The organism is Bacteroides sp. ZJ-18 (assembly GCF_011038705.2).
GTDB lineage: Bacteria > Bacteroidota > Bacteroidia > Bacteroidales > Bacteroidaceae > Bacteroides > Bacteroides hominis.
In genome coordinates, this window is the sequence record NZ_CP072198.1 from 3,165,879 (window position 1) to 3,190,217 (window position 24,339).

A 24,339-nucleotide genomic window follows, 5' to 3' on the forward strand; every position below is an offset into this window, starting at 1 on the left:
CTCCGTTTATCGTTTACTGTTCATCATTTACCGTTCATATCATGCCAGGAACCTTGCAATATCTTCATCCGCTGTGCTGATACCTCCGATTCCGAAGTTATCGATCAGTACCTGTTTTACGTTAGGTGATAAGAATGCAGGAAGTGTCGGTCCCAAATGAATCTTTTTCACTCCAAGTGCTAACAAAGCCAGCAGAACAATAACGGCTTTTTGTTCATACCACGCAATGTTATAAACGATTGGCAGATCATTGATATCTTTTAGTCCGAATACTTCCTGCAATTTCATGGCGATGATAGCGAGCGAATAACTGTCATTACACTGTCCGGCATCCAGTACTCGGGGAATGCCGTTGATGTCTCCTAAAGGCAGCTTATTATATCGATACTTGGCACATCCTGCTGTCAGGATCACTGTATCTGCCGGAAGTTTCTCTGCAAACTCTGTGTAATAACTGCGACTTTTCATTCGGCCGTCACATCCGGCCATGACGAAGAACTTACGGATAGCACCGCTTTTTACTGCTTCTACCACCTTATCGGCCAATGCGATTACTTGGGCATGGGCGAATCCGCCTACAATCGTACCGTTTTCTATTGCTACCGGTGGTTGGCAACGTCGTGCATGTTCAATGATGATAGAGAAGTCTTTGGGCTTTCCGTTTTTACGTTCGGGGATGTGGATAGCACCTTCCAAACCGGTGGCTCCCGTTGTGTAAATCCGATCTTTATAAGTGGCATTCGGGCGTGGTGGAACGATGCAATTGGTAGTGAAGAGGATGGGACCGTTGAAACTCTCAAATTCCTCTTTTTGCTTCCACCAGGCATTGCCGTAATTTCCTACTAAATGCTTGTATTGCTTCAGCCGGGGATAATAATGTGCCGGCAACATTTCACTGTGGGTATAAATGTCTATACCGGTACCTTCTGTTTGCTGTAGCAATTCTTCTATATCTTTCAGGTCATGCCCGCTGACAAGGATACCAGGATTGTTCCGGACGCCAATATTCACTTCAGATATTTCCGGATTTCCGTAATGATTGGTGTTGGCAGTATCAAGCTGGGCCATTGCCTGTACCCCATAATTTCCGGTAGTGAGTGTGAGGGCTATCAGTTCATCTACCGTAATATCTTCGCGGGTCAGTTCTGCCAGTGCGTGTTGCATAAAAGCAAATATTTCCGGGTTTTCGTATCCTAAGTTATAGGCATGTTCTACATATGCCGCCATACCTTTAATGCCATAGTGAACCAGTTCTTTCAGTGAACGGATGTCTTCGTTCGGAGTGCGAAGTACGCCTACAGTTTGGGCTTTTTCTTCAAACTCTGATTCATCGCCATACCAGGTACATTCATCGGGGACGGACTCGATAGTAACCTGACTACCTAAATCTTTTTTAAGTTCGAGGCCCTTCTTTATTTTTTCAATAATGGCCCGTTTGTCAAAATTGGCGTTTGTAATAGTGACAAACAAGGCATCGAAGATGAACTTATCTGCCTGGGCAGAAGAACGTCCTTCTTTGCGTAATGCCTCGTTGTAGACTGCGATTCCGCGTACAACAAAAAGCAAGAGGTCTTGCATATTGGCTACTTCGGGAGTTTTCCCGCATACTCCGCTAAGGATACAGCCTGTACCTTTTGCGGTTTCCTGACACTGATAACAGAACATACTCATAATTCTTACGTATTAATTGGTTTCTTAATTGAAGGCAAAGATAGGTGGAGGATTTGAGGTAGTTCTGTAACCAATGTTACAAACAATAGAAAAAAGATTGGAGATTTTATTGTATCAACTGCATTAAATCTTCTTTTCTCAGGATGTGCACTAATTTCCGGTCTGTTCTGATCAGGCCATCATCCTGCATGTGTGCCAGTTCGCGTGCCAGTGAGGGGCGTGACACTCCGAAATAATCGGCCAATTCTTGCTGTGAGCGATCGAGTAGTATAGGATTTCCCTCCTGCTGTTTTGAAATCCGGAGCAGGTACGAGGCCAGTTTTTGCCGGATCGTCTTGAAAGACATAAAAAATAGTTTGTCGGCAAGTGTCCGGGCATAATTGGCCGAAAGGTTCATATAGTTTTCTAAGAATCTCTCATTTCTCCGGAATAGCTTCAGTACACTTTCTTTAGGAATTTCAAAAATCTCAGTAACTTCGTTTGCTGTGACCTCTACCGGGTAACGATTGTCGGCACCAAACAAGAAAAGTGGGGCTATCGCACGAGGGGCAGTAATATCCTCTACTTTAATCAGTCTGCCCGAATAATCGATCATTTCTCCCCGGACACTGCCCTTTAGCAATATCATCAGCCGGTTGCATACGTCACCTTGTCTGGCAAGAATGTCACCTTTGCGGAACATACGGAGGTGAGAAACGATTCCGTCAAAATCACGGGATAGCGTTTCGGGCGAAATTCCGTGGAATAAAGGGTTGTTAGCAAGATAGGTCATGGCTTTAAAGATTGAATTGATATATTATTAATAACAGGAATCTTTTCTCATTGTTTGCCGGTAACTGTTGCTATTGCGTTGCTAATAATACTGATATCGCATTTTGGAAACAATGGTTTTACTTAAATTTCAGCACAAATTTAGTTTCTTTACCCGGTAATAAGGTGATGCTTCCTCCGGACAGACGCATGATCTGGCGAGAGATACTAAGTCCGATGCCGCTACCTCCCTCTTTGGTCGTAAAGAATGGGATGAAGATATGGTCTGCTATTTCCGGGGGAATGACGGGACCATTGTTCTTGATTTCTATCAGTACCTCTTCCGAATCGTTACAGCGGGCACTGATTTCTATTTTTCCGTCAGCTTGTGTACCAATAGCTTGAATTGCATTTTTGAGCAGATTGATGACAACCTGTGAGATTAGATTTTCATCGGCATAAACAATTAAGTCGGCAGGAGAAATATCTGTATGAAACGTGATGTTTTTGCAAGTGTTCTGATGCCGTGCCAGTTCTACCATGCGATCGATGAAGGCTTTTACATAAAACAAAGATGGTTCGGGAGTGGGGATACGGGTAAAACGTCGATAAGACTCTACAAAAGCTAATAACCCTTTCCCTGTAGTGCTGATGGTCTGGAGACCACTGCGTATTTCTTCGTCATGGGCATCGGAAAGTGAGAGCAGGGTATCGCTCAGTGAAGTGATGGGAGTTACCGAATTCATTATTTCGTGAGTCAATACACGCGTCAGGCGTATCCACGAATCAATTTCCTTTTCGTCCAATTCGCTGTTGATGTCGCTGAGGGCGAGGATGCGTAAATGTTCTTTGCGTATTGTAATATCCGATACGCGAATGGAAAGATTGACTGTGCCCCGTTCATTATTAAAAGTAATCTGTAGCTTTTCTCCGGTACGGCAGAATTCCACCTTTTGCATCAATGTCACATCTACTTTACTCAGTTGGCGGATGTGAGTGAGTACATTCAATCCTAACAGACGGAGTGCTTCGTTATTTTTTTGATAGATGGCTCCATTATCGTTGAGCACTAATACTCCTGTGTTTATACAGTCAAGAATAAGTTCATAGTACTTCTCTTGTTGTGCCGTTTCCGATTTTACATTATATAATATGTGTCCCACCCGGTTCAGTGCACGATTGATGTCCCGGGTTTCGGGTGTGGTTTCTTCTTCCGGGAAGTGAATGGCATTGTCGTTGTTCTCAAGCGCATCGATCATGAAAAGAACCCGCTTGGTATGGATGCGGTATAGAGATAATTGCCACCAGATGCTGAAGATTAAAAAACAGAGGCTCAATATCATCCAAACGAAGTCTCTGTTTGAGTAAAACAGAGCCGCTGTTATGGCAAAACAGAGGCTCACTCCGAGGCGGAACCAATATCGTTCGGTAAGTAGTCTGATGTGAGTCTTCATAAGCCGAACTTTTTCATCTTATTGTATAGTGTCTGGCGGGTGATTCCCAATTGGGAAGCTACTGCCGAAAGGTTGCCTCCGCATTTATCCAATGCCTTCCGGATCATGGCTTTTTCCATCTCCTCAAGTGTGGAAGCTTCGGTTTGCTGTATTTCTGTTTTTTGTACCAATTGAAACATTTCAGCAGGTATCGAATTGCCGTCACAGATGATGACTGCTTTTTCGATGGCATGTTCCAGTTCCCGGATGTTACCGTACCAGGAGTGTGCGGTCAGCTTTTCACAAGCAGATGCAGTCAGGCTGATGGGAGCTTTGTCGTATTGTTTACAGAAACGTGTAATGAAGCGTTCGGCCAGTGGGACAATATCTTCCCTGCGATTACGCAAAGGCGGAATCTCTACATGAATGGTGTTGATACGGTAAAGTAAGTCTTCGCGGAACTCTCCTTTATCAACCATTCCCTGTAGATTCCGGTTGGTAGCACAAATCAGCCGGATATCTACAGGAACAGGTTCGTTACTACCTACCCGTACGATACTTCTTTGTTGGATGGCTGTCAACAGTTTGGCTTGCAGGTGGTAGGGGAGGTTCCCGATTTCGTCAAGAAAGAGAGAACTATGGTTGGCTGCTTCAAATTTACCCGTGCGGTCGGCATGTGCATCGGTAAAAGAACCTTTCACATGTCCGAAAAGTTCGCTTTCGAATAAAGACTCGGTAATTGCCCCCATGTCTACGGAGACCATCGTTTCTTTATAACGGGATGACAGGGCGTGAATCTCCCGGGCGAGCATTTCTTTTCCGGTGCCGTTTTCTCCCGTAATCAATATGTTGGCATTGGTTGTAGCTACTTTTTCTACCAGCATGCGAAGTTGTTGCATAGCACTGCTTTCACCCCAGTACATGGCAGCTATAGAAGGATTTTCTTTCTTTCGGTTCTTCTTTTTGCCTTCTTTGGCCTGTGAAGCAGCGTTTAGCAGAGTCTCGACTAACTTTTGGTTATCCCATGGCTTTACGATAAAGTCGGTAGCGCCTTCTTTGATACCTCGTACAGCTAAATCAATATCGGCGTATGCGGTGAAAAGTACTACCGGGAGATTGGGGTATTGGCGTTTGATTTCGTGCAACCAGAATAGGCCCTCGTTGCCGTTGTTGATGCCGGAAGTGAAATTCATGTCCAATAAGACGACTTCCGGATTTTCTTCTCTCAGAACAGATGACAAGCTGACTGGTGAAGAGAGGGTGATGGCTTTCGAAAAATGATTTTTCAGTAATAGCTGCACTGCTGTCAGTACTCCTTTGTTATCGTCGACAATGATAATGGTTTCCATTTAGAAGATTGAAATTTAATTGTTAGCGGCAAAGTTAATAACAATTCTCTATTACAGAGGATCAAAATGAATCTAAATCCGGGAAATATCTTATTATCTCCCCTCCTGACAGGAGAAAGAGGGGAGATAAAATTTTATCTTTTGTTTATGTCATTATAGCCACTGGAATTTTAATCCGAAAGATAGGCTTAAATAGTCACGTGCCCGTAAGTAACGGTTTGTGGCACGGCTTATCAGCAGCAAGTCGCAAGTACTCAATTCATAAAAGAGTGTGACAGACTTGGCAAAGAAACGACGGTCTTTATCTATGTTATAGGTTAACCGTTGTCCCAAAAAGATGTGGGTACGGATTTTGGAAGAGAAGCCATAGTACCCTTCCGGATAGCGGCTGGGTTCTTTTACCCAGAACTCGTGTCCGAATACCGTATTAAAGTAGAGCCCGCATGACAGAGGTTCCGTAGAAAAGCCTTTCCCCAACTCAAGACTCCAAGGCATATAGTTTTGCTTGAGGGTCATAGTCAGTTTCGTGCGATGTGAGTCATGTTTGGGAATAAATCCCAGAAAAAGGTCGGTTTCCCACTGATCCCTCCGTCCGTAATCCCATCCGGTTCCGAAAGAGAACATGCCCATATTTCCGGCAAACTGTATTTTATTGTGAGTCGGTATCAAAGAGTTCCATCCTTTCCGGAAACGGTGGATGCGTTTATCATATTTGCTGGGCTCCGATTTGGAGACCAGAACAGTATCTTTGGTTTCTTCTTCATCACTTTTGTCTGCCTGTGCCAAAGCGTCTTCCGGACAAAACAAGAACAGTGCCAATACAGTATAAAGAGTAGATTTAAAATTCAACCACTTCATAATCATATCCTTCAGGTTTTATGGTGAATACTAAATAACTGCGGTTTTTCATACAATTGCTGCCGTAATACATTACTCCGTCCTCAAATACATCCGATGCACTGATACGATGCTCATGGGCTACAGTACAGAATTGCAGGGCTGGAAATTGACGTATATACATTTGAAAGATCTTGGCTACATTGTTATTAAACTGATCGCACAAAGGGCGGGCATGCATGCAAAATACCGTCTTGTCAAACTCGTCCGAACGTTCTGTCAATTCCGCTTCGATAAAATTGAAATCCGGAATCGGATCCGAGTAATCATATTCCATTGCATTCGTATTGAGGCATACAAACTTTACTCTTCCTGCGATAAATGAAAAATTAGTATCTCCAAATATCTTCCTGAATGCTTCTTCTCCTGTTCCCAAACAGTCATGATTACCAATCAAAGCGACATACGGCACATTTAGTTTGTTCATGATATCTCTTTGCCATAGAAATTCGTCTGTTAGTCCGAAATCGCTCAGATCTCCTCCATGCACTACAAAGTCGATGTCGTTTCGTTTATTTACGGCATTTACGAAGTCTACTGTCTCGTCATACCATCGTTGCGAGTCACCCATAGCTATAAAGCGGATAGTGGTCTTATTCAGACATTTGGCTTCTATCTTCTCGATATTTTTGTTATTAATATCTCTTTCGCCTTTGATTTTGACATCGTAGGGATGGTAGTCTATCATGTCGCAACCGGTAAGTAACAGGCAAGAGAGAAAGATTCCGATTATTCCTTTTTTCTTATCCATAAACTATTTTTTTGAATTGAAAACTCGATGCAAAGATAGAGTTTTCTTCTCGATAAGCAAATATTGTTGTCTAATAAATAGACAGCAGTGTCTAAGAATTAGACAGGTAGAATGAAGATGGTGAAATGCAATGGTTTGATTGTCAATAGATAAATCCTCTTGGCACGCTTTCTGCTTTATAATAGATAAATAACTTTATAATTATTGAGTTACTTCTGTTTTTCTAAAATAATAATATACAGACAGAGATATGAGACAACTTTACTATACTTTCCGGACTCTTCTTAATAGGCGGGGCTTAAATTTGGCTAAAATTATTTCGTTGACCTTGGGATTATTTATGGGGATACTGCTTTTTGCACGTGTTACTTTTGAATTGAGTTTTGACAACCATTATTACGAGGCTGATAAATTATGTGCCGTCAATGTTACAGTGCATTATAAGGATGGTGAAAAGAAAGGTCCTTACCCGACAGTGATGGCTCCTGTTCCGGCTGCTATTAGTGAAAACTTTCCCGAAGATATTGAGTCGGCTACAGTGGTGCGTGTGCAAAGTCGTAGTAATACTTTGTTCAATGGAAATACTCGTTTGGAGCCTAAGGTCATTCTTGCCGATTCTCTTTTTTTTCGGACGATGGGTATTGAGGTCCTAAAAGGTAACCCGCATGAGCTGGGTAATCCGGAAACCATGTTCATTTCCGAGAGTTTTGCACGAAAAGCATTTGGCAATGAAGATCCGATAGGGAAAGTACTACTTTATAAGCGTTCCTTTCCCATGACTGTTAAAGGTGTCTATGCGGATATTCCGGAGAATAGTTCTTTACGCCATGATGTGGTAATATCTTTTGCTACCATCATAAAATATGAGTGGGAATGTGTCAGCTGGACTTGTGGCGATAGTTTCGAAGGGTATATTCGCCTGAAAGAGACCGGAAGTTTGGAGAAAGTGAACTCTCGGATAGATAAGGTGATTGAAAAGTACTTGCCGTTCGATCTTGAAAATGACGGCTTTGGAATGCGCTATTCACTTCAACCGATCCGTGAAGTTTACGCAGAGACTCCCGTTGTACATAAAATGATAATGATTATGTCCTTATTGGGATTTGTTATCCTTTTTATAGCTGCAATGAATTATGTTTTGATTTCTGTTTCGTCACTCGCAAGTCGTGCCAAAGCGATAGGTGTACATAAATGCAGTGGAGCCAGTAGCAAAAACATCTTTTCGATGTTTCTTTGGGAGACAAGCATTATCATTTTGGTATCTTTGATATTGGTCGGTAGCTTGGTTTTAAATTTTGATGAGCAAATAGAGGATATTGCTTCCGCTTCTTTAAGTTCTCTTTTTGCATGGAGAACTCTCTGGGTACCTGTTTGTGTTATTCTGGTTCTGTTTTTATTTGCCGGTATCATTCCCGGATATCTATTTTCCTCTATTCCTGTCACTCAGGTGTTCCGACGTTATACTGAAGGGAGGAGAGGTTGGAAACGGTCTCTGCTTTTTGTACAGTTTACCGGGATGACTTTTATTTTTGGTGTATTGTGCGTGGTTCTTATACAGTACAATCGGATTACAACCAAACCTTTAGGGTATAATGCTGACGGAGTGGCTTTCACTTATCACAGCTTTGATGATCCGGAATCTGCTTTGGATAATCTCCGTCGTTTATCAATGGTAAAAGATGTTGCAGTCTGTTGGTCAAACATAACTTCCGGTTATAGCGGTCAGCCTGTTGCTGATGATAACGGAACGATTGTATTCACAGCCCGTCTGAATGTTTGTTCATATAATTATGCTCCGTTTATGGGGATTCGTATTAAAGAAGGGAAGAATTTGGATGGTCCCAATCAGGTTCTGGTAAATGAAAAGTTTGTAAAGTCTATCCATTGGACTGATGGGGCTGTGGGCATGAGATATGAGGATTTTACAGTTGTGGGAGTGATGGAAGACTTTCCGGTAAGCAGTTATTATAATGAATTAAAACCGGTGGTATTTATGGGGCAACAGGATGTGAATGATTGTTATCACGTCCGGCTCAAGGCACCTTACGAGGAAAATCTTCGTCTGCTTAATAAAACAATAAGAGAAATGTATCCTACTGAAGATATTGTATTTATATCATTACAGAAAACCATTGATAACCAATATTTAAGCGTACTTCGCTTTCGCAATGCCGTGATATTGGCTTTTATTGTTATCTTGCTGATTTCACTGATGGGACTGATAGGATATACTAATGATGAAGTACGTCGTCATAGCAAAGAAATAGCTATTCGTAAGGTGAATGGTGCCGAAGCTTCCAATATATTAAAATTACTTTCCAAGGAGGTCATTTGGGTAGCTCTGCCAGCCGTATTGTTAGGTGCTACAGGAGCCTATTTTATGGGTATTCATTGGTTGGGACAATTTACCGAACAGATTCATTTGAAGGTGTATTGGTTTGTACTGATTGCTTTGGCTATAATGGCTGTAATTGTGATTAGTGTGATGATAAAATCCTGGCACATAGCCAACGAGAATCCTGTAAAGAGTATAAAGAATGAATAAACAAAAATAAACCGATTAAAATAAAAAGGATTATGATACAAATTAATGATCTTAGTAAAGTTTTTCGTACTTCTGAAGTAGAAACCGTAGCGTTAAACCATGTGAGCCTGGATATAGAGGAGGGCGAGTTTGTTGCCATTATGGGACCTTCCGGTTGCGGCAAGTCTACGTTACTCAATATTTTGGGATTACTTGATAACCCGACAGAAGGTTCTTATCAGCTGATGGGGCAGGAGGTAGCCGGTCTTCAGGAGAAGGAGCGTACACGGGTACGTAAGGGTAAACTGGGCTTTGTTTTCCAGAGTTTCAATTTGATAGATGAACTGAATGTTTACGAAAATGTGGAACTTCCTCTCACTTATTTGGGTATAAAATCTTCTGAACGGCGTCAGATGGTAGAGAATATGCTGCGCCGGATGAATATTAGTCATCGTGCCAAGCATTTCCCGCAGCAACTTTCCGGAGGACAGCAACAGCGTGTAGCCATTGCCCGTGCGGTAGTAACTAATCCGAAATTGATCCTTGCTGACGAACCTACGGGAAATCTCGATTCTAAGAATGGTTCGGAGGTAATGAATTTGTTGACCGAATTGAATAAAGAGGGAACAACAATTATTATGGTGACCCACTCCCAACATGATGCTTCGTTTGCCCATCGCACGGTGCATCTGTTTGACGGTAGCGTGGTGGCAAGTGTAAAGGCTTAATAAAGATCACAATATGCTAAGACATATATATTATACCATTCAGACATTACTGCGAGGACGGGGAAACAATATCATCAAGATTGTTTCACTGACTTTGGGACTATTTGTTGGAATATTGCTTTTTTCCCGCGTAGCATTTGAGTTAAACTACGATAGCTATTATCAAGAGTCGGAAAAACTTTTTCTGACTTTACGCACAGTTGTTTCGCAGGGTGAGAAGAAAGAGCCCGTTTATGATAATTACGGAAAACTTCCGGTGGCAATTCGTGAAAATTTTCCTGATGAAGTGGAAGATGCAACTTTGATTGATTTGTTTAGTCGTAGTTCACTTTATCATGAAGGCGAGAAAAAAAAAGATGTAATACTGGCTACTTCTCGAAGCCATGTCTTTTCCACTTTGGGCATTAAAGTACTTTCCGGCAATGTGTCTGAGTTGGACAATGTGGATGCATTGTTTGTGTCTCGTTCTCTTGCCCGAAGTCTTTTTGCTGATGCTAACCCCATTGGAAAGACAGTAATGATTAACATTGATTATCCATTAACAGTTCGGGGCGTTTTTGAAGATATTCCTGAGAACGCTGAATTTCGTTTTGATGGGGTCTATTCATTTGTGACTCGTGCAAAAAGATTTAGAGATGAACGTGGTGGATGGCGGGGTGATATCAGCTATATATGTATGGTTCGTTTTCGCCATTCGGAAGATGTAGAGAAGGTGACGGCACGTATGCCTGAAATGATGAAAAAATATATGCAGTATACTAAAGACTGGTCTGAAGAATTTTCGTTTATAACTCCTTCTCAATTTCATTTGCAAAAAAAAGAATCACGTAAGATTGTGAATATCCTATCGATTCTCGGATTTATTATTTTGCTGATTGCTGGAATGAATAATGTACTTATTTCAATTTCTTCTTTGCCACAGCGGGCCAAATCAGTAGGAGTACATAAATGCAGTGGAGCATCAACTGGACATATATATTGTATGTTTTTATGGGAATCGGCATTATTGATTTTAATTTCTCTTTTATTTGTCATAGTCCTTTTACTTTGTTTTAAACTGGAAATAGAAGACTTGTTTGGTGCTTCATTGGCGACACTATTTGCATGGCGTACTCTATGGGTACCTGCATTAGTAATCATTTTATTGTTTTTACTGATTGGTTTGTTACCGGGAAAACTTTTCTCTTCAATTCCTGTGACACAAGTTTTTCATCGTTTTACTGGATACCGTGTTTCTTGGAAATACCCATTGTTGTTTGTGCAATTTGCAGGAGTTGCTTTCATATTGGGATTATTAATGATTATCCTTTTACAGTATAATCAGGTTATGAGTCGGAATATGGGCTATAGAGTAGATAATTTAGTTATAGGGTGGGGACCATTTGATTCGATGGATAAAATAGATGGCATTCTCCGAGGATTACCTTTTATTGAGACATCTTGTAATAGTGCTTCATTTATTTATGATGGGCATATGAGGCAATCTTTTACTGATATTAATGGAAAACGTTTCATGGGGCGTGTCGAATTTATAGACGAGCATTATGTTCCGAATTTAGGATTACAGATTTTGCAGGGACGTAATGTCCGTCAGGATGGTGAAGTATTGGTAAATGAAGAATTGGTACGGCAAATTGGATGGGTTGATTCGCCTATAGGTCAGAAATTGATGGAAGCTAACTATGAGTGGGGTACTGTGGTTGGGGTACTTAAAAATTATGTGGCGCAAAGCGCATATCAGCCACAAGTTCCTGTGGCATTGGTAAACAATTTGGAAAGGAGATGGGAAGCTAATAAACGGAATCTGATTTTGAAAGAACCATTTACAGAGAATCTTTCGAAAATCACTGCTTTGATGAAGGAAACATTTCCTACGGAAGATATTCAATTCCGATCTGCCCGTCAAGAGGTCGATAATCAATATCAGGAAGTGCGCCGTTTTCGTAATACCGTGGTTGTGGCTTCTGTTGCGATTTTAGTGATCGTATTGATGGGGTTATTGGGGTTTGTGAATGATGAAGTGCAACGCCGCAGTAAAGAAATTGCCATCCGTAAGGTGAATGGGGCTAAGTCGTGGGATATTGTTAATCTTTTGAATCAGAATATTTTCTGGATTGCTTTACCATCCATTTTTATTGGGATTGTATTGGCCTATGTCGTTGGAAACAAATGGTTGGAGCAATTTACCGATCAAATTAGTCTCAGCGCATGGCATTTTCTTTTGCTTCTTTTATTAATATCGTTATTGATTGTAGGAAGTGTCACTGGCAAATCTTGGCATATTGCTGATGAGAATCCAGTGAATAGCATAAAAAATGAATAGTGATGATTTAATATGTAAAAACGATGAAACAATTCTATTATACCATTCTGACATTGATTCGCGGACGCGGAAGTAATGTCATTAAAGTAATATCTCTGACATTGGGGTTATTAGTTTCTATTATTTTATTCTCTCGAGTTGCTTTTGAGCTTAGTTATGATAACTTTTTTCAGGATGTGGATGATCTTTACATCGTAAAAACGGAGTGGGTTGAGAATGGAGTGATTAAAGGGAATGCCGGAGTATATACATTGATTCCGGTAGCCTCTACCATTGCTGAGGAATTTCCGGAAGAGGTAGAAAGTGCAGCTTTTTCGAGTTTGTCTTTCGGAACTACTTTAAAGATAGGCAACCGAAAGTTGAATCGGTCTTTCATTTTATCTGACTCTCTTTATTTTCGTACCATGGGGATAGAAGTTATTAATGGCAATCCGAATGATTTGACCAACCCAGATGTGGTTTTTCTGTCACAGTCTGTTGCACGAGAAGTATTTGGTGAAGAGGATCCTATAGGAAAAACCTTACATCTGATGGTTTGGGGCACTCAAGTTGAAGCTTTGGTGAGAGGAGTTTATGCCGATCTTCCGGATAATGTATCGCTGGAACGTCACGAAATGGTTCTTTCTTTTGCCAGCCATAATAAATATGGTTGGGGACGTTCGGGCTGGACGAGTGGTGGTAATTATAATGCTTTTATCCGCTTAAAAGACGGAGAAAGAAGCGCTGATGCTATCAATGCCGGTATTGATAAGGTGATTGCAAAGCACATTCCTCCTGAAATGAATCTGCATTTACATATGTTTGTAGTACCTTTACGTACTATTCATTTGGAGCAATCTAATGTGCGGAAGACAATTTTAATAATGTCTTTATTAGGATTTGCCATTCTTTTTGCCGCCACTATGAACTATGTACTTATTTCTATTTCTTCACTTTCTCAGCGGGCAAAAGGAATCGGTGTTCACAAGTGTAATGGTGCGTCTGATAGGGCTATACTTTCGATGTTTATATATGAAACAGCTTTGATTATAGGGATCTCTCTGCTTTTCATGGTAGTACTTTTATTCCAGTTCCAGGAAAAAATTGAAGAATTGGCGGGAGTGTCGTTATCATCTCTTTTCACTTGGCACAATCTATGGGCTCCATTGTCGGTAGTTGCCTTTTTGTTTATTATTGGAGGTGTATTGCCGGGAAAAGTTTTCTCTTCAATTCCGGTAACGCAGGTTTTCCATCATTACACTAAAGGGAATATGGGTTGGAAGCGGACACTTCTATTTATAGAATTTGCAGGAGTAGCTTTTATTTTTGGATTGATGTGTGTGACTTTTTTTCAGTTCCATTATATTACAAATAGAGATATGGGGTATCGACCGGAACGTATAGCATCTTGTTGGCATAAGTTTGCTGAGCCGGATAATGCACGTAATAATTTGAAATCGTTGCCTTATGTAGAAGGGGTAGCCACTGCTGAGGGAGGTATGATGTGGCTTGGGAACCGACAGGTGACTGATGAGAACGGGAATGCTCTTTTTACTCCCCGTTGTGGTATATTTGACAAAGATTTTGTCCCACTTATGGGGCTTCGGCTTAAGGCCGGGAAAAACCTCACTGGCGAAAGGCAGTTTCTGGTTAATCAACCCTATGTAGAAAAGATGGGTTGGACAGGTAGTGGCGTTGGTGAAATAATCCCTAATCGAGGAACAGTGGTAGGAATACTCGCTCCTTGCTGTTTTGGTACGCTTCCACCTGACTATGAACCCATAGAAATTGAATGGGGGACTAATTTAGTAAATATGCATGTACGTCTTAAAGAACCTTTTGCAGATAATCTGCGTATGTTGAATAATGAAATGAAAAAGATATATCCACAAGAAGAAATAGAGTTCACCTCTTTGGAGCGGGATTTGGAAAGGGGCTATCGTCCTACAATGATATTTCGTGATACTACTATATTGGCTTTTATAACGATTCTGTTTATCACTTTGATGGGATTGATCGGGTATACGAATGATGAAGTTCGCAGACGTGGTAAAGAGATAGCTATTCGTAAGATAAATGGCGCCGAAGTAAGTTCTGTTTTGCTTTTGTTATCTAAAGATATCTTCTGGGTAGCTATTCCTTCAATTGCTATCGGTACATATGGAGCTTACTTAGTAAGTCAAATATGGATAAGCCAATTTCGGGATACGGTATGTATAAGTATAGGCTGGTATGTAGCAATAGCTATTTGCCTACTGGCTTTTATCATTATATGCATTATTTGGAAATCCTGGCACATCGCCAATGAAAATCCGGTGAATAGTATTAAGAGTGAATAACAAATAAAATAAATTATGATACAGATTAATGACATTAGTAAAGTCTTTCGTACTTCTGAAGTAGAAACCGTAGCGTTAAACCATGTGAGCCTGGATATAGAGGAGGGCGAGTTTGTTGCCATTATGGGACCTTCCGGTTGCGGCAAGTCTACGTTGCTCAATATTTTGGGATTACTTGATAACCCGACAGAAGGTTCTTATCAGCTGATGGGGCAGGAGGTAGCCGGTCTTCAGGAGAAGGAGCGTACACGGGTACGTAAGGGTAAACTGGGCTTTGTTTTCCAGAGTTTCAATTTGATAGATGAACTGAATGTTTACGAAAATGTGGAACTTCCTCTCACTTATTTGGGTATAAAATCTTCTGAACGGCGTCAGATGGTAGAAGATATGCTGCGCCGGATGAATATTAGTCATCGTGCCAAGCATTTCCCACAGCAACTCTCCGGTGGACAACAACAACGCGTGGCTATAGCCCGTGCAGTTGTGACTAACCCGAAATTGATTCTTGCTGACGAACCGACGGGTAACCTTGATTCCAAGAATGGTGCGGAGGTAATGAATCTGTTGACCGAATTGAATAAAGAGGGAACAACAATTATTATGGTGACCCACTCCCAACATGATGCTTCATTTGCCCATCGCACGGTGCATCTGTTTGACGGTAGCGTGGTGGCAAGTGTAAAGGCTTAATAAAGATCAATATGCTAAGACACATATATTATACCATTCGGACCTTAGTCCGTGGACGCAGTTCAAATGTCATTAAGATTATTTCGTTAACTTTGGGACTGTTTGTCGGACTTCTACTGTTTGCCCGGGTCGCGTTTGAACTGAGTTATGACCATTTTTATCCGGAGTCAAGAAACCTGTTTCTGATACAGGCTTCTTACTCCTATGAAGGAAAGCAGGAGAAGCCAAGTCCTTATATTTATGGTGCAATGCCTGCTGCTATCCGGGAGAACTTTCCTGATGAGGTGGAAGAGGCTACTGTGCTGCGTAATGTTGGTCAGCAAATATTTTTTAAAGGAAACGAACGTTTTGATCAACAGCAGACTATTTATGCAGACGATCACTTCCTCCCAACTATGGGGGTAGAAGTGTTGAAAGGGAACAAAGCTGATTTAGTGGCTCCCGACGCTATTTTCATTAATGAATCATTGGCACGACGTGTCTTTGGTGATGCAGACCCTATCGGGCAAACCATGTTATGGGAAAAGAACTATCCGGTCACTGTACGGGGAGTATTTGCCGATCAGCCGGAGAATACAGACCTGAAATATGATGTAATCGTATCGTTTGCCACTTTGTATAAGCGGATGGGAGAGGATCGTGCCGGTTGGGGATATGATATCAGTTACATGGGGGTGGTTCGTTTCCATAATGAAACGGAAGCTCCTGAGAGGGTTGCCGGACGGTTACCGGAAATGCAGAAAAAGTATCTTCCGCAGGGGAAGGATGGTTTTTCTGAAGAGTATTCTTTTCAACCTATATCTGAGTACCACAGTAGTCAGCCGGAGGTTCGAAAAATGGTGCTTATCATGTCGGTTCTTGCTTTTGCCATTTTATTGATAGCTGCTTTGAACTATGTCTTGATTTCCGTATCGTCATTGGCACGTCGTGCAAAAGCAGTGGGAGTCCATAAATGCAGTGGGGCCAGTGATGGTAACATATTCGGTATGTTTTTATGGGAAACCATGTTTATTATATTGTCTGCACTCGTATTGGTCGGCCTGTTGATTCTGAATCTTAGAGAACTGATTCAGGATACGCTGAACGCCTCGGTCGGTGCACTTTTCACTTGGGAGACCTTATGGGTGCCTTTGCTTGTGATAGCAGTTGTTTTCTTCGTGGCAGGAGTGATACCCGGATATATGTTTTCGTCTATTCCGGTGAGTCAGGTTTTTCGTCGTTATACCGAACGGAAGACAACCTGGAAGCGCCCGTTACTTTTTGTTCAGTTTGCCGGAGTACCTTTTGTCTTTGGTTTATTGGCAGTCGTATTGCTTCAATACTATAGTGTGATGAATCGTGAGTTGAATTATAATCCTGAACGGATAGCTGTTGCGAGGTGTTACTTCAGCGATGACGAAGTTGATAATGCCCGTTCTGATATACGTCGTTTGCCGATGGTAGAAGATGTTGCTTTTGCCTGGTTTCCTATTTCCGATTACTATAGTGGTTTCAGTGTCTACAACAGTACAGGAAAGTTGCTTTTCGATGCACATACTTCAATGTGCGATTACCACTTTTTGTCAATGATGGGAGTTCAGCTTATTGATGGTAAAAATTTTGATTCTCCCAAACAGGCTATTGTAAATGAAGAATTTGTGCGGAAGATGCATTGGGAAGACAGTGCGGTAGGTAAACAGGTCAATATTGGGACTTCTCTTCCTGTTGTGGGAGTCGCAAAGGATTTTCCGATACGAAGTGCATATACTCCTCAGGATATAGTGATGTATATCAGCAGTCCCTTTGCTTCCGGAGCTCCCCATGTACGTTTGAAAGAACCATTCGATCAAAATTTGAAAGCTCTCAATCAAAAGATGGGAGAACTGTTTACTACGAAGGATATTGTGTTTATCCCTTTGCAGGAAATAATCGATCAGCAATACGAAGCGATTCGTCGTTTCCGCGATTCGGTAATCATTGCTTCTATTTCCATCCTGCTGATTACCTTGATGGGACTTTTCGGCTATACTAACGATGAAGTCAGTCGTCGTAGTAAAGAGATTGCGATCCGTAAAGTAAATGGGGCTGAGGCCGGAGATGTTTTGCAACTTCTTTCAAGAGATATTTTCTGGACAGCCTTGCCTGCTGTACTATTGGGTGCAGCAGCAGCCTGGTTTGTCGGTGGTAAATGGCTTGAGCAGTTTAGCGATGCCATTGTCCCCAGTGCCTGGTTATACCTCAGCATAGCATTGGTTGTGTTGCTGTTGATTGTTGTCAGCGTAATGCTACGGGCATGGAAAGTGGCCAACGAAAATCCGGTGAACAGCATTAAATCTGAGTAATGTTTCAAGACTATACGACAGAGGCTCGGTTTCACTGAAACTGAGCCTCTGTCGTATCTATACCAAGCCTCTGTTTCATAGGGTTAGAGGCTCTGTCCGGATGCTTTTTCTTTTACCTTTTTAATATATACCATCAAAATCACTACCGCTGTTATGAAAGCCAATCCGTCAGAGACAGGCATGCTGATCCATACTCCCTTTACACCATATAAAGGGGGAAGCAAAAGTAATCCCGGAAGCAGGTATACTAACTGGCGTGAGAGTGACAGGAAGATACTGATCTTAGCCATCCCTATACTCTGGAAGAAGTTTGATATAACGATTTGTGCACCTACGAACGGGAACATCAACGTGCAAATGCGTAGTCCGGACGATGCCATGTCAATCAGTTCATCGCTGTCGGTAAAGATAGCCGAAACTGTATGCGGAAAAAGTTCACAGATAACGAAGCCGCTGCTCGTAATCAATACACCGACGATGATACCCAGACGGAGCGTATGTTTCACGCGGTCAATCTTCTGTGCACCATAATTGTATCCGACGATGGGTTGCATTCCCATTGTTAATCCCATAACTACCATCACATACAGCATCAGTAGTCGGTTAATGATACCGTAGGCACCGATGGCCATATCACCACCGTATTTTTGCAAACTATTATTAATGAGGATGACGATGATACATGCCGTGACATTCATGGCGAAGGGAGACATTCCTATAGAGAAAATGCTGCCGATGATGCGTTTCTTCATCTTCCAGAAGCCCGGCATAAAGTGAACGAAACTCTCTTTGTTACGGAAGTGGCTTACTACCCATATCATTCCGATAAACTGTGACAGGACTGTGGCCATGGCAGCTCCCCGAATTCCCCAACCGAAATGGAAAATGAAGACAGGGGCGATGATAACATTGGCAATAACCGTCACCAATGATGTCAGCATTGCCTTTCTCGGATATCCGGTGGCACGCATCACGTTGTTAAGTCCGATCATGGTATAGGTGATGGGAGTTCCCAGAAGAATTACCTGCATAAAATCGCGGGCATAGGGAAGTGTGCCGCTACTGGCACCGAAGAAAAACAATATCGGGTCCAGAAACAGATAAGCCAGTCCGCCGAACAGCACTGCATTCGTCAGGCAAAGCATTAATGTATTTCCCAAAACATCGGTTGCTCCCTTGATGTCTTTTTGCCCCAGGCGTATGGAGGAGATGGTGGCACCACCTGCAGAGATCAGCACGCAGAAGGCCACGACCAGATTCATTAGCGGAAAAGTGATAGCCAGTCCGGAGATAGCCATGGGACCGACACCGTGCCCGATGAAAATGCTGTCGATGATATTATAAAGTGACGTAATAGTCATTCCGATGATGGCCGGGATGGAGTATTGTAACAGAAGTTTGCCAATAGGTTCTGTGCCCAGTATACGAGGATCGGTTTGTTGTGCCATATAGTGAAGCGTTACATATTTTTAAGTGCGGCAAAGGTACAAATAATTTGCCTGATTCGATGATTATTCTGAACTTTGCCCACAGAGTTTAACAAACAGGTAAAAGAATGTTTATGGATACAACAAAGAAGATTACCGCATTATTCGATTGTGATGGTGTAATTGTCGATACAGAAGGACAATATACTGTTTTCTGGAATGAAATGGGACAAAAGTACGTAAACGATGAAAACTTCGGTTCCAAGGTTAAAGGTCAGACGCTGGTACAGATTTATGATAAATACTTTGCGGGAGAACCGGAGAAACAAAGGGACATAACCGAGGCATTGAATCGTTTTGAAATAGAAATGAGTTATGACTATGTTCCCGGAATAGTTGAGTTTATAGCAGATCTGCGTCAGCATGGTGTAAAAATAGCCTTGGTCACCAGTTCCAATACAGCTAAAATGGAGAATGTTTATCGTGCACATCCCGAGTTTAAATCCCTTTTTGATGAAATATTGACTGCTGAGCGTTTTAAACGTTCTAAACCCGATCCGGAATGTTTCTTATTGGGAATGACGATTTTCGGTTCCGATTCAAAAGATTCCTATGTGTTCGAAGATTCATTTCATGGTTTACAGGCCGGCAGAGCATCCGGTGCCACTGTTGTCGGATTGGCAACTACAAATCCACGCGAAGCTATTGCTGATAAGGCAGACTATGTGATAGACGATTTCAAAGGAATGACTTACGAAAAGCTGCTGACTATAACTTCACGTTATATCTGATAAGAAAGATTGAATAGTATCTCAGGGAAGAATCCCTTAGCTTTGCATGGTATTAAAAAAAGAGAGAAAATCATGTATAAGCAAACGATTCGCCCTGTTTTATTTCTGATGGAACCCGAAAAGGTACACACCTTGTTGGTTTCCTTCCTCAAATGTTACCGGCATTTGCCATGGTGCAAATGCTGGATGCGTCATCTCTATACTTGTTCCGACAAACAGTTGATATGGAACCATCTTACTTTCCGAAACCGTATCGGCCTGTCGGCCGGTTTCGATAAAGGTGCCGAGGTTTTTGATGAATTGGCCGATTATGGTTTCGGATTTATTGAAGTCGGTACTGTCACTCCCGATGCCCAGGATGGAAATCCCCGTCCCCGTATTTTTCGCTTACCTCAGTGTGAATCTTTAATTTCCCGTACAGGTTTCAATAATCCCGGATTGGATATTATTAAACGCCGTCTTGAACAGAAACACGGTTCATATGTTTTAGGTGTAAATATCAATAAGAATCCCTCTTCGGAAGGCGAACAAGCTGTGGCAGACTTTTTGCATTTATACAAAGAGTTATATCCTTATGCCGGCTATTTCACGCTTAATTGGGGATCGGTGGAGATTACTCTGATGAAGCGGGTACTCAAAACGCTGGCTGCTTTTCGTCTGGAACAGAATATACATGTTCCGGTACTTCTCAAACTTCCTGCCGATATAACAGAAGAAGGAATGGATGATGTGATCGACTGTACTCGTCTGTACCGGGTAGATGGGGTGATAGCTACCGGACCTACCATGGAGCGTACTTGTTTAAAAGGTTATTCGCCTGCACAATTGCAGAAGATCGGAGCCGGTGGAGTCAGTGGACGCGGGATAGGGGAGAAGTCATTAAAAGCCGTCGGCTATTTGCGTGCCCATGCCGGAAAAAGCCTTTTGATAGTAGGGGCAGGCGGAATTATTACTCCCCCCGATGCCCGTCGAATGTTGGATGCGGGGGCCAATCTGATACAAATCTATTCTTCGTTTATTTACGAAGGGCCGGGCATAGTGAAAAAGATGATTCAGGAAATTAAATAATAAGGAATAAAGTTATGGAACAGAGTTTTATTGAATATTCATTAGGAAAAGATGCTTTTTCGGCTACTCTTTGGGTTTATCCGGCTCGTAAGCCAGGAGGTAAAGCCATTATTATGTGTCCCGGTGGCGGATTCAATCAAGTAGCTTCAGATCATGAAGGTCGCGATTTTGCCGTATGGTTTAATAATCTGGGTATCACATATGCCGTACTGAATTATCGCATGCCTCATGGTGATGTTGAAGTGATTCGTGAAGATATTCGTGAAGCGATTCGCCTGATCCGCCGCCAGTCGGCAGAGTGGGGAATCCATCAACTGGGTGTTATGGGAGCTTCTATCGGAGGCTATATTGCTGCTACTGCCGCAACTCTTTATACCGGGACCGACCGCCCCGACTTTCAGGTATTGCTTTATCCTGTTATCAGCATGAACGACCGACTGACCCATTTGCCTTCACGCGGACGTATGTTGGGAGAAACTATTCCGGAAAGTCTGAAAGAGACATTATCTCTTGAACTTCATGTCACAGCCGATACTCCTCGTACATTCATTGTTTTGGCTGAGGATGATCAGGCGGTATCTCCTCTCAACAGTATTGTCTATTATACAGCATTATTGAAACATGGGGTTTCTGCCGGACTGCATATTTATCCGGAAGGCGGACATAGCTTCGGATTTCGTGATAGCTTCATATATAAGAAGTTATGGACTGATGAACTGCAAAAATGGTTGCTGACCTTTTAATGCGGATGCGCTAATTTATTCGCTTTTACTTGTATGGTATGAATTAAAAGTTATACCTTTGCGCCCGATTTTTAATTTAAAAAGATTGGATATGGCTGGTTATATATCAGATGACACAAGAAAAGTGACGACTCATCGCCTGATCGAAATGAAGCAAAGAGGCGAAAAAATATCTATGCTTACTTCGTATGACTATACTATGGCGCAGATTGTAGACGGTGCCGGTATCGATGTTATCCTTGTAGGCGATTCTGCATCAAATGTGATGGCAGGCAATGTAACTACACTTCCTATTACTCTCGATCAAATGATTTATCATGGTAAATCGGTTGTGCGCGGTGTGAAGCGTGCAATGGTAGTAGTTGACATGCCTTTTGGTTCTTATCAGGGAAATGAGATGGAAGGGCTTGCTTCGGCTATCCGTATTATGAAAGAGAGCCACGCTGATGCTTTGAAACTGGAAGGCGGCGAAGAGATTCTCGACACTGTGAAGCGTATCCTGAGTGCCGGTATTCCGGTGATGGGACATCTCGGACTGATGCCGCAATCTATCAATAAATACGGTACATATACCGTTCGTGCCAAAGATGATGCAGAAGCAGAGAAGCTGATTCGTGATGCACATCTGCTTGAAGAAGCCGGATGTTTCGGGCTTGTGCTTGAGAAAATTCCCGCAGCATTGGCTGCCCGCGTTGCAAGCGAACTGACTATTCCGGTTATCGGCATTGGTGCCGGTGGCGATGTAGACGGACAGGTATTGGTTATTCAGGACATGTTGGGTATGAACAATGGTTTCCGTCCCCGTTTCCTTCGTCGTTATGCCGACCTCTATACGGTGATGACTGATGCAATCAGCCACTATGTTTCGGACGTAAAGAACTGCGACTTCCCGAACGAGAAAGAACAATATTAATTGTCGTATGGCAACTAAATTATGGACATTGCATTTTATGCGGATATGCCTTGCTAATTTATTGTTGTTCATATCCCTGTACCTGTTGTACCCTGTGCTTCCGGTAGTGATGGCTTCACGTTTGGGCGTGCCAGTCAGTCAGACGGGGGGAATATATATACTTTTTACGCTTGCCATGTTTTTTATCGGCCCGTTTCATGCGTATCTGGTCGATGTCTACAAGCGAAAATATATATGTATGCTTTCGTTTGGGATAATGGTAGCGGCGACTGCCGGTTACACACTTGTGCAAAGTGCCACACATCTGTTGTTGCTTTGCTTGGTACAGGGAATCTCCTTTGGAATGGCTGCTACGGCAGGCATTACATTGGCCATTGATGTCACCAATTCCACTTTTCGCAGTGCCGGCAATGTAGTCTTTTCTTGGGCAGCACGTCTGGGGATGATTATAGGGACAGCGTTAGGAGTGTTTTTATTCCGGACACATGGCTTTGAAACTCTGTTATATGTTTCTGTCGCATCGGGAGCCTTGGGAATGCTGTTTGTGTCGAGGGTATATGTGCCTTTCCGTGCACCAATAGGGATGAAGGTTTGTTCGATGGACCGTTTTCTGCTTCCCCGTGGATTTATTCCGGCATTTAACCTGATGTTGATCGCTTTTGTGCCCGGATTGTTGCTTCCTGTGCTTGCCGGTGCGCCAAGTGATGTGCCGGTAGGAGGTGAACTGATACCTTTCTTTGCTTTGGCCGGAGTCGGTTTTCTCTTGTCAGTAATGGTGGTGAGACTGTTTTTCCGTTATGATAACAAGATATGGCTGCAGATAGTCACCGGGTTGATAACTATGATCGGAGCGATGGCTTTGTTGTTTTCTCCTGAAACCGGTTGGAATGTCCCGGCAGCGATATTGATGGGATTAGGACTTGGATTGGTTACTCCGGAATTCTTGATGATGTTTGTCAAGCTGTCTCAACATTGCCAGCGTGGCACGGCCAATACGACTCATTTACTTGCATGGGAACTTGGAGTCGGCTTAGGTATTGCATCTGCCTGTCACTTACATCTCACAGCTAATGAACATGTGGTTTGTCGGGTAGGATTGTTGGCGGCAATCGTGGCTCTGGCTTTCTTTGTCCTGATTACATATCCTTATTTTAAAAGGAAGAAGGTGAGATAAACGATATATGTATATCTGAAAAACAGACTCCGTAGTTTGGTGATGAATTGTCGCAAAACTACGGAGTTCGTTTTTATTGTCTATCCCATGTTGCACAATAAAACCGCAAGCATATAAGGCATGAAGATAATGACTCCTATGATGGCGGCAACTATGGCACATATCAGCACTGCACCTGCCGCAATATCTTTCACATCACCTGCAATCGGATTGTGTTCCGGGGATACGAGGTTGACTAATCTTTCTATAGCTGTATTGAATCCCTCCGCTGCCAGTACCATTCCGAAACAAAGTATGATGGCTATCCATTCGTTCCGGGTGATACCGAAGTAAAATCCGGCGATTGTTACTGTGATGATTGCCACACAGTGTATCCAGGCATTATGCTCTTTGCTTACAAAACTCCGAATGCCTTTCCAGGCATATCCGAAGCTTTGTATCCTTTTTTTTATACTGAATTTTTCCATT

General features: G+C 42.4%; 19 protein-coding genes. 11 read left to right on the forward strand and 8 right to left on the reverse strand.

Annotated elements, in window-relative coordinates:
* Positions 1–39: 39 nt before the first annotated feature.
* From hcp to G7Y45_RS12685, 6 genes are all read right to left on the reverse strand, one after another.
* A complete protein-coding gene (gene hcp / locus G7Y45_RS12660; RefSeq protein ID WP_165014692.1) occupies positions 40–1,671 on the reverse strand; it encodes a hydroxylamine reductase in 1,632 nt (543 codons plus the stop codon).
* Positions 1,672–1,777: 106 nt separating this feature from the next.
* Complete coding sequence (locus G7Y45_RS12665) at positions 1,778–2,443, reverse strand: Crp/Fnr family transcriptional regulator (RefSeq protein WP_165014695.1); 666 nt, start codon at positions 2,441–2,443, stop codon at positions 1,778–1,780.
* A 118-nt stretch (positions 2,444–2,561) separates the two neighbouring features.
* On the reverse strand, positions 2,562–3,875 hold the full coding sequence (locus G7Y45_RS12670) for a PAS domain-containing sensor histidine kinase (protein ID WP_165014698.1): 1,314 nt from the start codon (positions 3,873–3,875) through the stop codon (positions 2,562–2,564).
* Entirely contained in the window at positions 3,872–5,203 is a 1,332-nt protein-coding gene (locus tag G7Y45_RS12675; RefSeq protein WP_165014701.1) for a sigma-54 dependent transcriptional regulator, read from the reverse strand. Before G7Y45_RS12675 ends, G7Y45_RS12670 begins: the two co-directional genes overlap by 4 nt.
* A 153-nt stretch (positions 5,204–5,356) precedes the next feature.
* On the reverse strand, positions 5,357–6,067 hold the full coding sequence (locus G7Y45_RS12680; protein WP_165014704.1) for a hypothetical protein: 711 nt from the start codon (positions 6,065–6,067) through the stop codon (positions 5,357–5,359).
* Entirely contained in the window at positions 6,042–6,851 is an 810-nt protein-coding gene (locus G7Y45_RS12685) for a metallophosphoesterase (protein WP_005805687.1), read from the reverse strand. Before G7Y45_RS12685 ends, G7Y45_RS12680 begins: the two co-directional genes overlap by 26 nt.
* A gap of 250 nt (positions 6,852–7,101) precedes the next feature.
* On the opposite strand from G7Y45_RS12685, the gene G7Y45_RS12690 reads away from it, so the two are divergent.
* From G7Y45_RS12690 to G7Y45_RS12715, 6 genes are read left to right on the forward strand one after another with little or no spacing between them, the layout of a single operon-like run.
* The gene (locus tag G7Y45_RS12690) at positions 7,102–9,396 is read left to right on the forward strand and encodes an ABC transporter permease (RefSeq protein ID WP_032536049.1); all 2,295 of its coding nucleotides are present in this window, start codon (positions 7,102–7,104) and stop codon (positions 9,394–9,396) included.
* A gap of 32 nt (positions 9,397–9,428) precedes the next feature.
* Positions 9,429–10,103, forward strand: coding sequence for an ABC transporter ATP-binding protein (locus tag G7Y45_RS12695; RefSeq protein WP_032536050.1), 675 nt, complete (start codon positions 9,429–9,431; stop codon positions 10,101–10,103).
* A 13-nt stretch (positions 10,104–10,116) separates the two neighbouring features.
* The gene (locus G7Y45_RS12700; protein WP_032536051.1) at positions 10,117–12,426 is read left to right on the forward strand and encodes an ABC transporter permease; all 2,310 of its coding nucleotides are present in this window, start codon (positions 10,117–10,119) and stop codon (positions 12,424–12,426) included.
* 23 nt (positions 12,427–12,449) lie between these two features.
* Positions 12,450–14,744 (forward strand): ABC transporter permease, encoded by a 2,295-nt coding sequence (locus G7Y45_RS12705; protein ID WP_032543538.1) that lies wholly within the window; start codon positions 12,450–12,452, stop codon positions 14,742–14,744.
* A 15-nt stretch (positions 14,745–14,759) separates the two neighbouring features.
* Positions 14,760–15,434, forward strand: coding sequence for an ABC transporter ATP-binding protein (locus G7Y45_RS12710; RefSeq protein WP_022011725.1), 675 nt, complete (start codon positions 14,760–14,762; stop codon positions 15,432–15,434).
* A gap of 11 nt (positions 15,435–15,445) precedes the next feature.
* Positions 15,446–17,755 carry an ABC transporter permease gene (locus G7Y45_RS12715; protein WP_165014707.1) on the forward strand — a complete coding sequence of 770 codons (2,310 nt, stop codon included), beginning with the start codon at positions 15,446–15,448 and terminating at the stop codon, positions 17,753–17,755.
* An 83-nt stretch (positions 17,756–17,838) separates the two neighbouring features.
* Here the strand turns inward: G7Y45_RS12715 and G7Y45_RS12720 are convergent, their stop codons facing one another.
* Positions 17,839–19,203: an MATE family efflux transporter gene (locus tag G7Y45_RS12720; protein WP_022011727.1), complete on the reverse strand. Its 1,365-nt coding sequence runs from the start codon at positions 19,201–19,203 to the stop codon at positions 17,839–17,841.
* A gap of 107 nt (positions 19,204–19,310) precedes the next feature.
* Here G7Y45_RS12720 and G7Y45_RS12725 point away from each other — a divergent pair, with 107 nt between their 5' ends.
* From G7Y45_RS12725 to G7Y45_RS12745, 5 genes are all read left to right on the forward strand, one after another.
* On the forward strand, positions 19,311–19,973 hold the full coding sequence (locus G7Y45_RS12725; protein ID WP_080546188.1) for an HAD family phosphatase: 663 nt from the start codon (positions 19,311–19,313) through the stop codon (positions 19,971–19,973).
* Positions 19,974–20,045: 72 nt separating this feature from the next.
* On the forward strand, positions 20,046–21,041 hold the full coding sequence (locus G7Y45_RS12730) for a quinone-dependent dihydroorotate dehydrogenase (RefSeq protein WP_022011729.1): 996 nt from the start codon (positions 20,046–20,048) through the stop codon (positions 21,039–21,041).
* A gap of 14 nt (positions 21,042–21,055) precedes the next feature.
* On the forward strand, positions 21,056–21,784 hold the full coding sequence (locus tag G7Y45_RS12735; RefSeq protein WP_032536053.1) for an alpha/beta hydrolase: 729 nt from the start codon (positions 21,056–21,058) through the stop codon (positions 21,782–21,784).
* Between the two features lie 91 nt (positions 21,785–21,875).
* Complete coding sequence (panB, locus tag G7Y45_RS12740) at positions 21,876–22,697, forward strand: 3-methyl-2-oxobutanoate hydroxymethyltransferase (protein ID WP_005777498.1); 822 nt, start codon at positions 21,876–21,878, stop codon at positions 22,695–22,697.
* Positions 22,698–22,704: 7 nt separating this feature from the next.
* Positions 22,705–23,871: an MFS transporter gene (locus tag G7Y45_RS12745; protein ID WP_005777500.1), complete on the forward strand. Its 1,167-nt coding sequence runs from the start codon at positions 22,705–22,707 to the stop codon at positions 23,869–23,871.
* An 80-nt stretch (positions 23,872–23,951) separates the two neighbouring features.
* Here the strand turns inward: G7Y45_RS12745 and G7Y45_RS12750 are convergent, their stop codons facing one another.
* Positions 23,952–24,338, reverse strand: a complete 387-nt coding sequence (locus G7Y45_RS12750; RefSeq protein WP_005820113.1) for a diacylglycerol kinase family protein — start codon at positions 24,336–24,338, stop codon at positions 23,952–23,954.
* Position 24,339: the final 1 nt, after the last annotated feature.

Bases quoted from the DNA above. Each gene is read 5' to 3' on its own strand.
- hcp (WP_165014692.1), bottom strand. From the start codon at position 1,671: ATGAGTATGTTCTGTTATCAGTGTCAGGAAACCGCAAAAGGTACAGGC.
- G7Y45_RS12665 (WP_165014695.1), bottom strand. From the start codon at position 2,443: ATGACCTATCTTGCTAACAACCCTTTATTCCACGGAATTTCGCCCGAA.
- G7Y45_RS12670 (WP_165014698.1), bottom strand. From the start codon at position 3,875: ATGAAGACTCACATCAGACTACTTACCGAACGATATTGGTTCCGCCTC.
- G7Y45_RS12675 (WP_165014701.1), bottom strand. From the start codon at position 5,203: ATGGAAACCATTATCATTGTCGACGATAACAAAGGAGTACTGACAGCA.
- G7Y45_RS12680 (WP_165014704.1), bottom strand. From the start codon at position 6,067: ATGATTATGAAGTGGTTGAATTTTAAATCTACTCTTTATACTGTATTG.
- G7Y45_RS12685 (WP_005805687.1), bottom strand. From the start codon at position 6,851: ATGGATAAGAAAAAAGGAATAATCGGAATCTTTCTCTCTTGCCTGTTA.
- G7Y45_RS12690 (WP_032536049.1), top strand. From the start codon at position 7,102: ATGAGACAACTTTACTATACTTTCCGGACTCTTCTTAATAGGCGGGGC.
- G7Y45_RS12695 (WP_032536050.1), top strand. From the start codon at position 9,429: ATGATACAAATTAATGATCTTAGTAAAGTTTTTCGTACTTCTGAAGTA.
- G7Y45_RS12700 (WP_032536051.1), top strand. From the start codon at position 10,117: ATGCTAAGACATATATATTATACCATTCAGACATTACTGCGAGGACGG.
- G7Y45_RS12705 (WP_032543538.1), top strand. From the start codon at position 12,450: ATGAAACAATTCTATTATACCATTCTGACATTGATTCGCGGACGCGGA.
- G7Y45_RS12710 (WP_022011725.1), top strand. From the start codon at position 14,760: ATGATACAGATTAATGACATTAGTAAAGTCTTTCGTACTTCTGAAGTA.
- G7Y45_RS12715 (WP_165014707.1), top strand. From the start codon at position 15,446: ATGCTAAGACACATATATTATACCATTCGGACCTTAGTCCGTGGACGC.
- G7Y45_RS12720 (WP_022011727.1), bottom strand. From the start codon at position 19,203: ATGGCACAACAAACCGATCCTCGTATACTGGGCACAGAACCTATTGGC.
- G7Y45_RS12725 (WP_080546188.1), top strand. From the start codon at position 19,311: ATGTTTATGGATACAACAAAGAAGATTACCGCATTATTCGATTGTGAT.
- G7Y45_RS12730 (WP_022011729.1), top strand. From the start codon at position 20,046: ATGTATAAGCAAACGATTCGCCCTGTTTTATTTCTGATGGAACCCGAA.
- G7Y45_RS12735 (WP_032536053.1), top strand. From the start codon at position 21,056: ATGGAACAGAGTTTTATTGAATATTCATTAGGAAAAGATGCTTTTTCG.
- panB (WP_005777498.1), top strand. From the start codon at position 21,876: ATGGCTGGTTATATATCAGATGACACAAGAAAAGTGACGACTCATCGC.
- G7Y45_RS12745 (WP_005777500.1), top strand. From the start codon at position 22,705: ATGGCAACTAAATTATGGACATTGCATTTTATGCGGATATGCCTTGCT.
- G7Y45_RS12750 (WP_005820113.1), bottom strand. From the start codon at position 24,338: ATGGAAAAATTCAGTATAAAAAAAAGGATACAAAGCTTCGGATATGCC.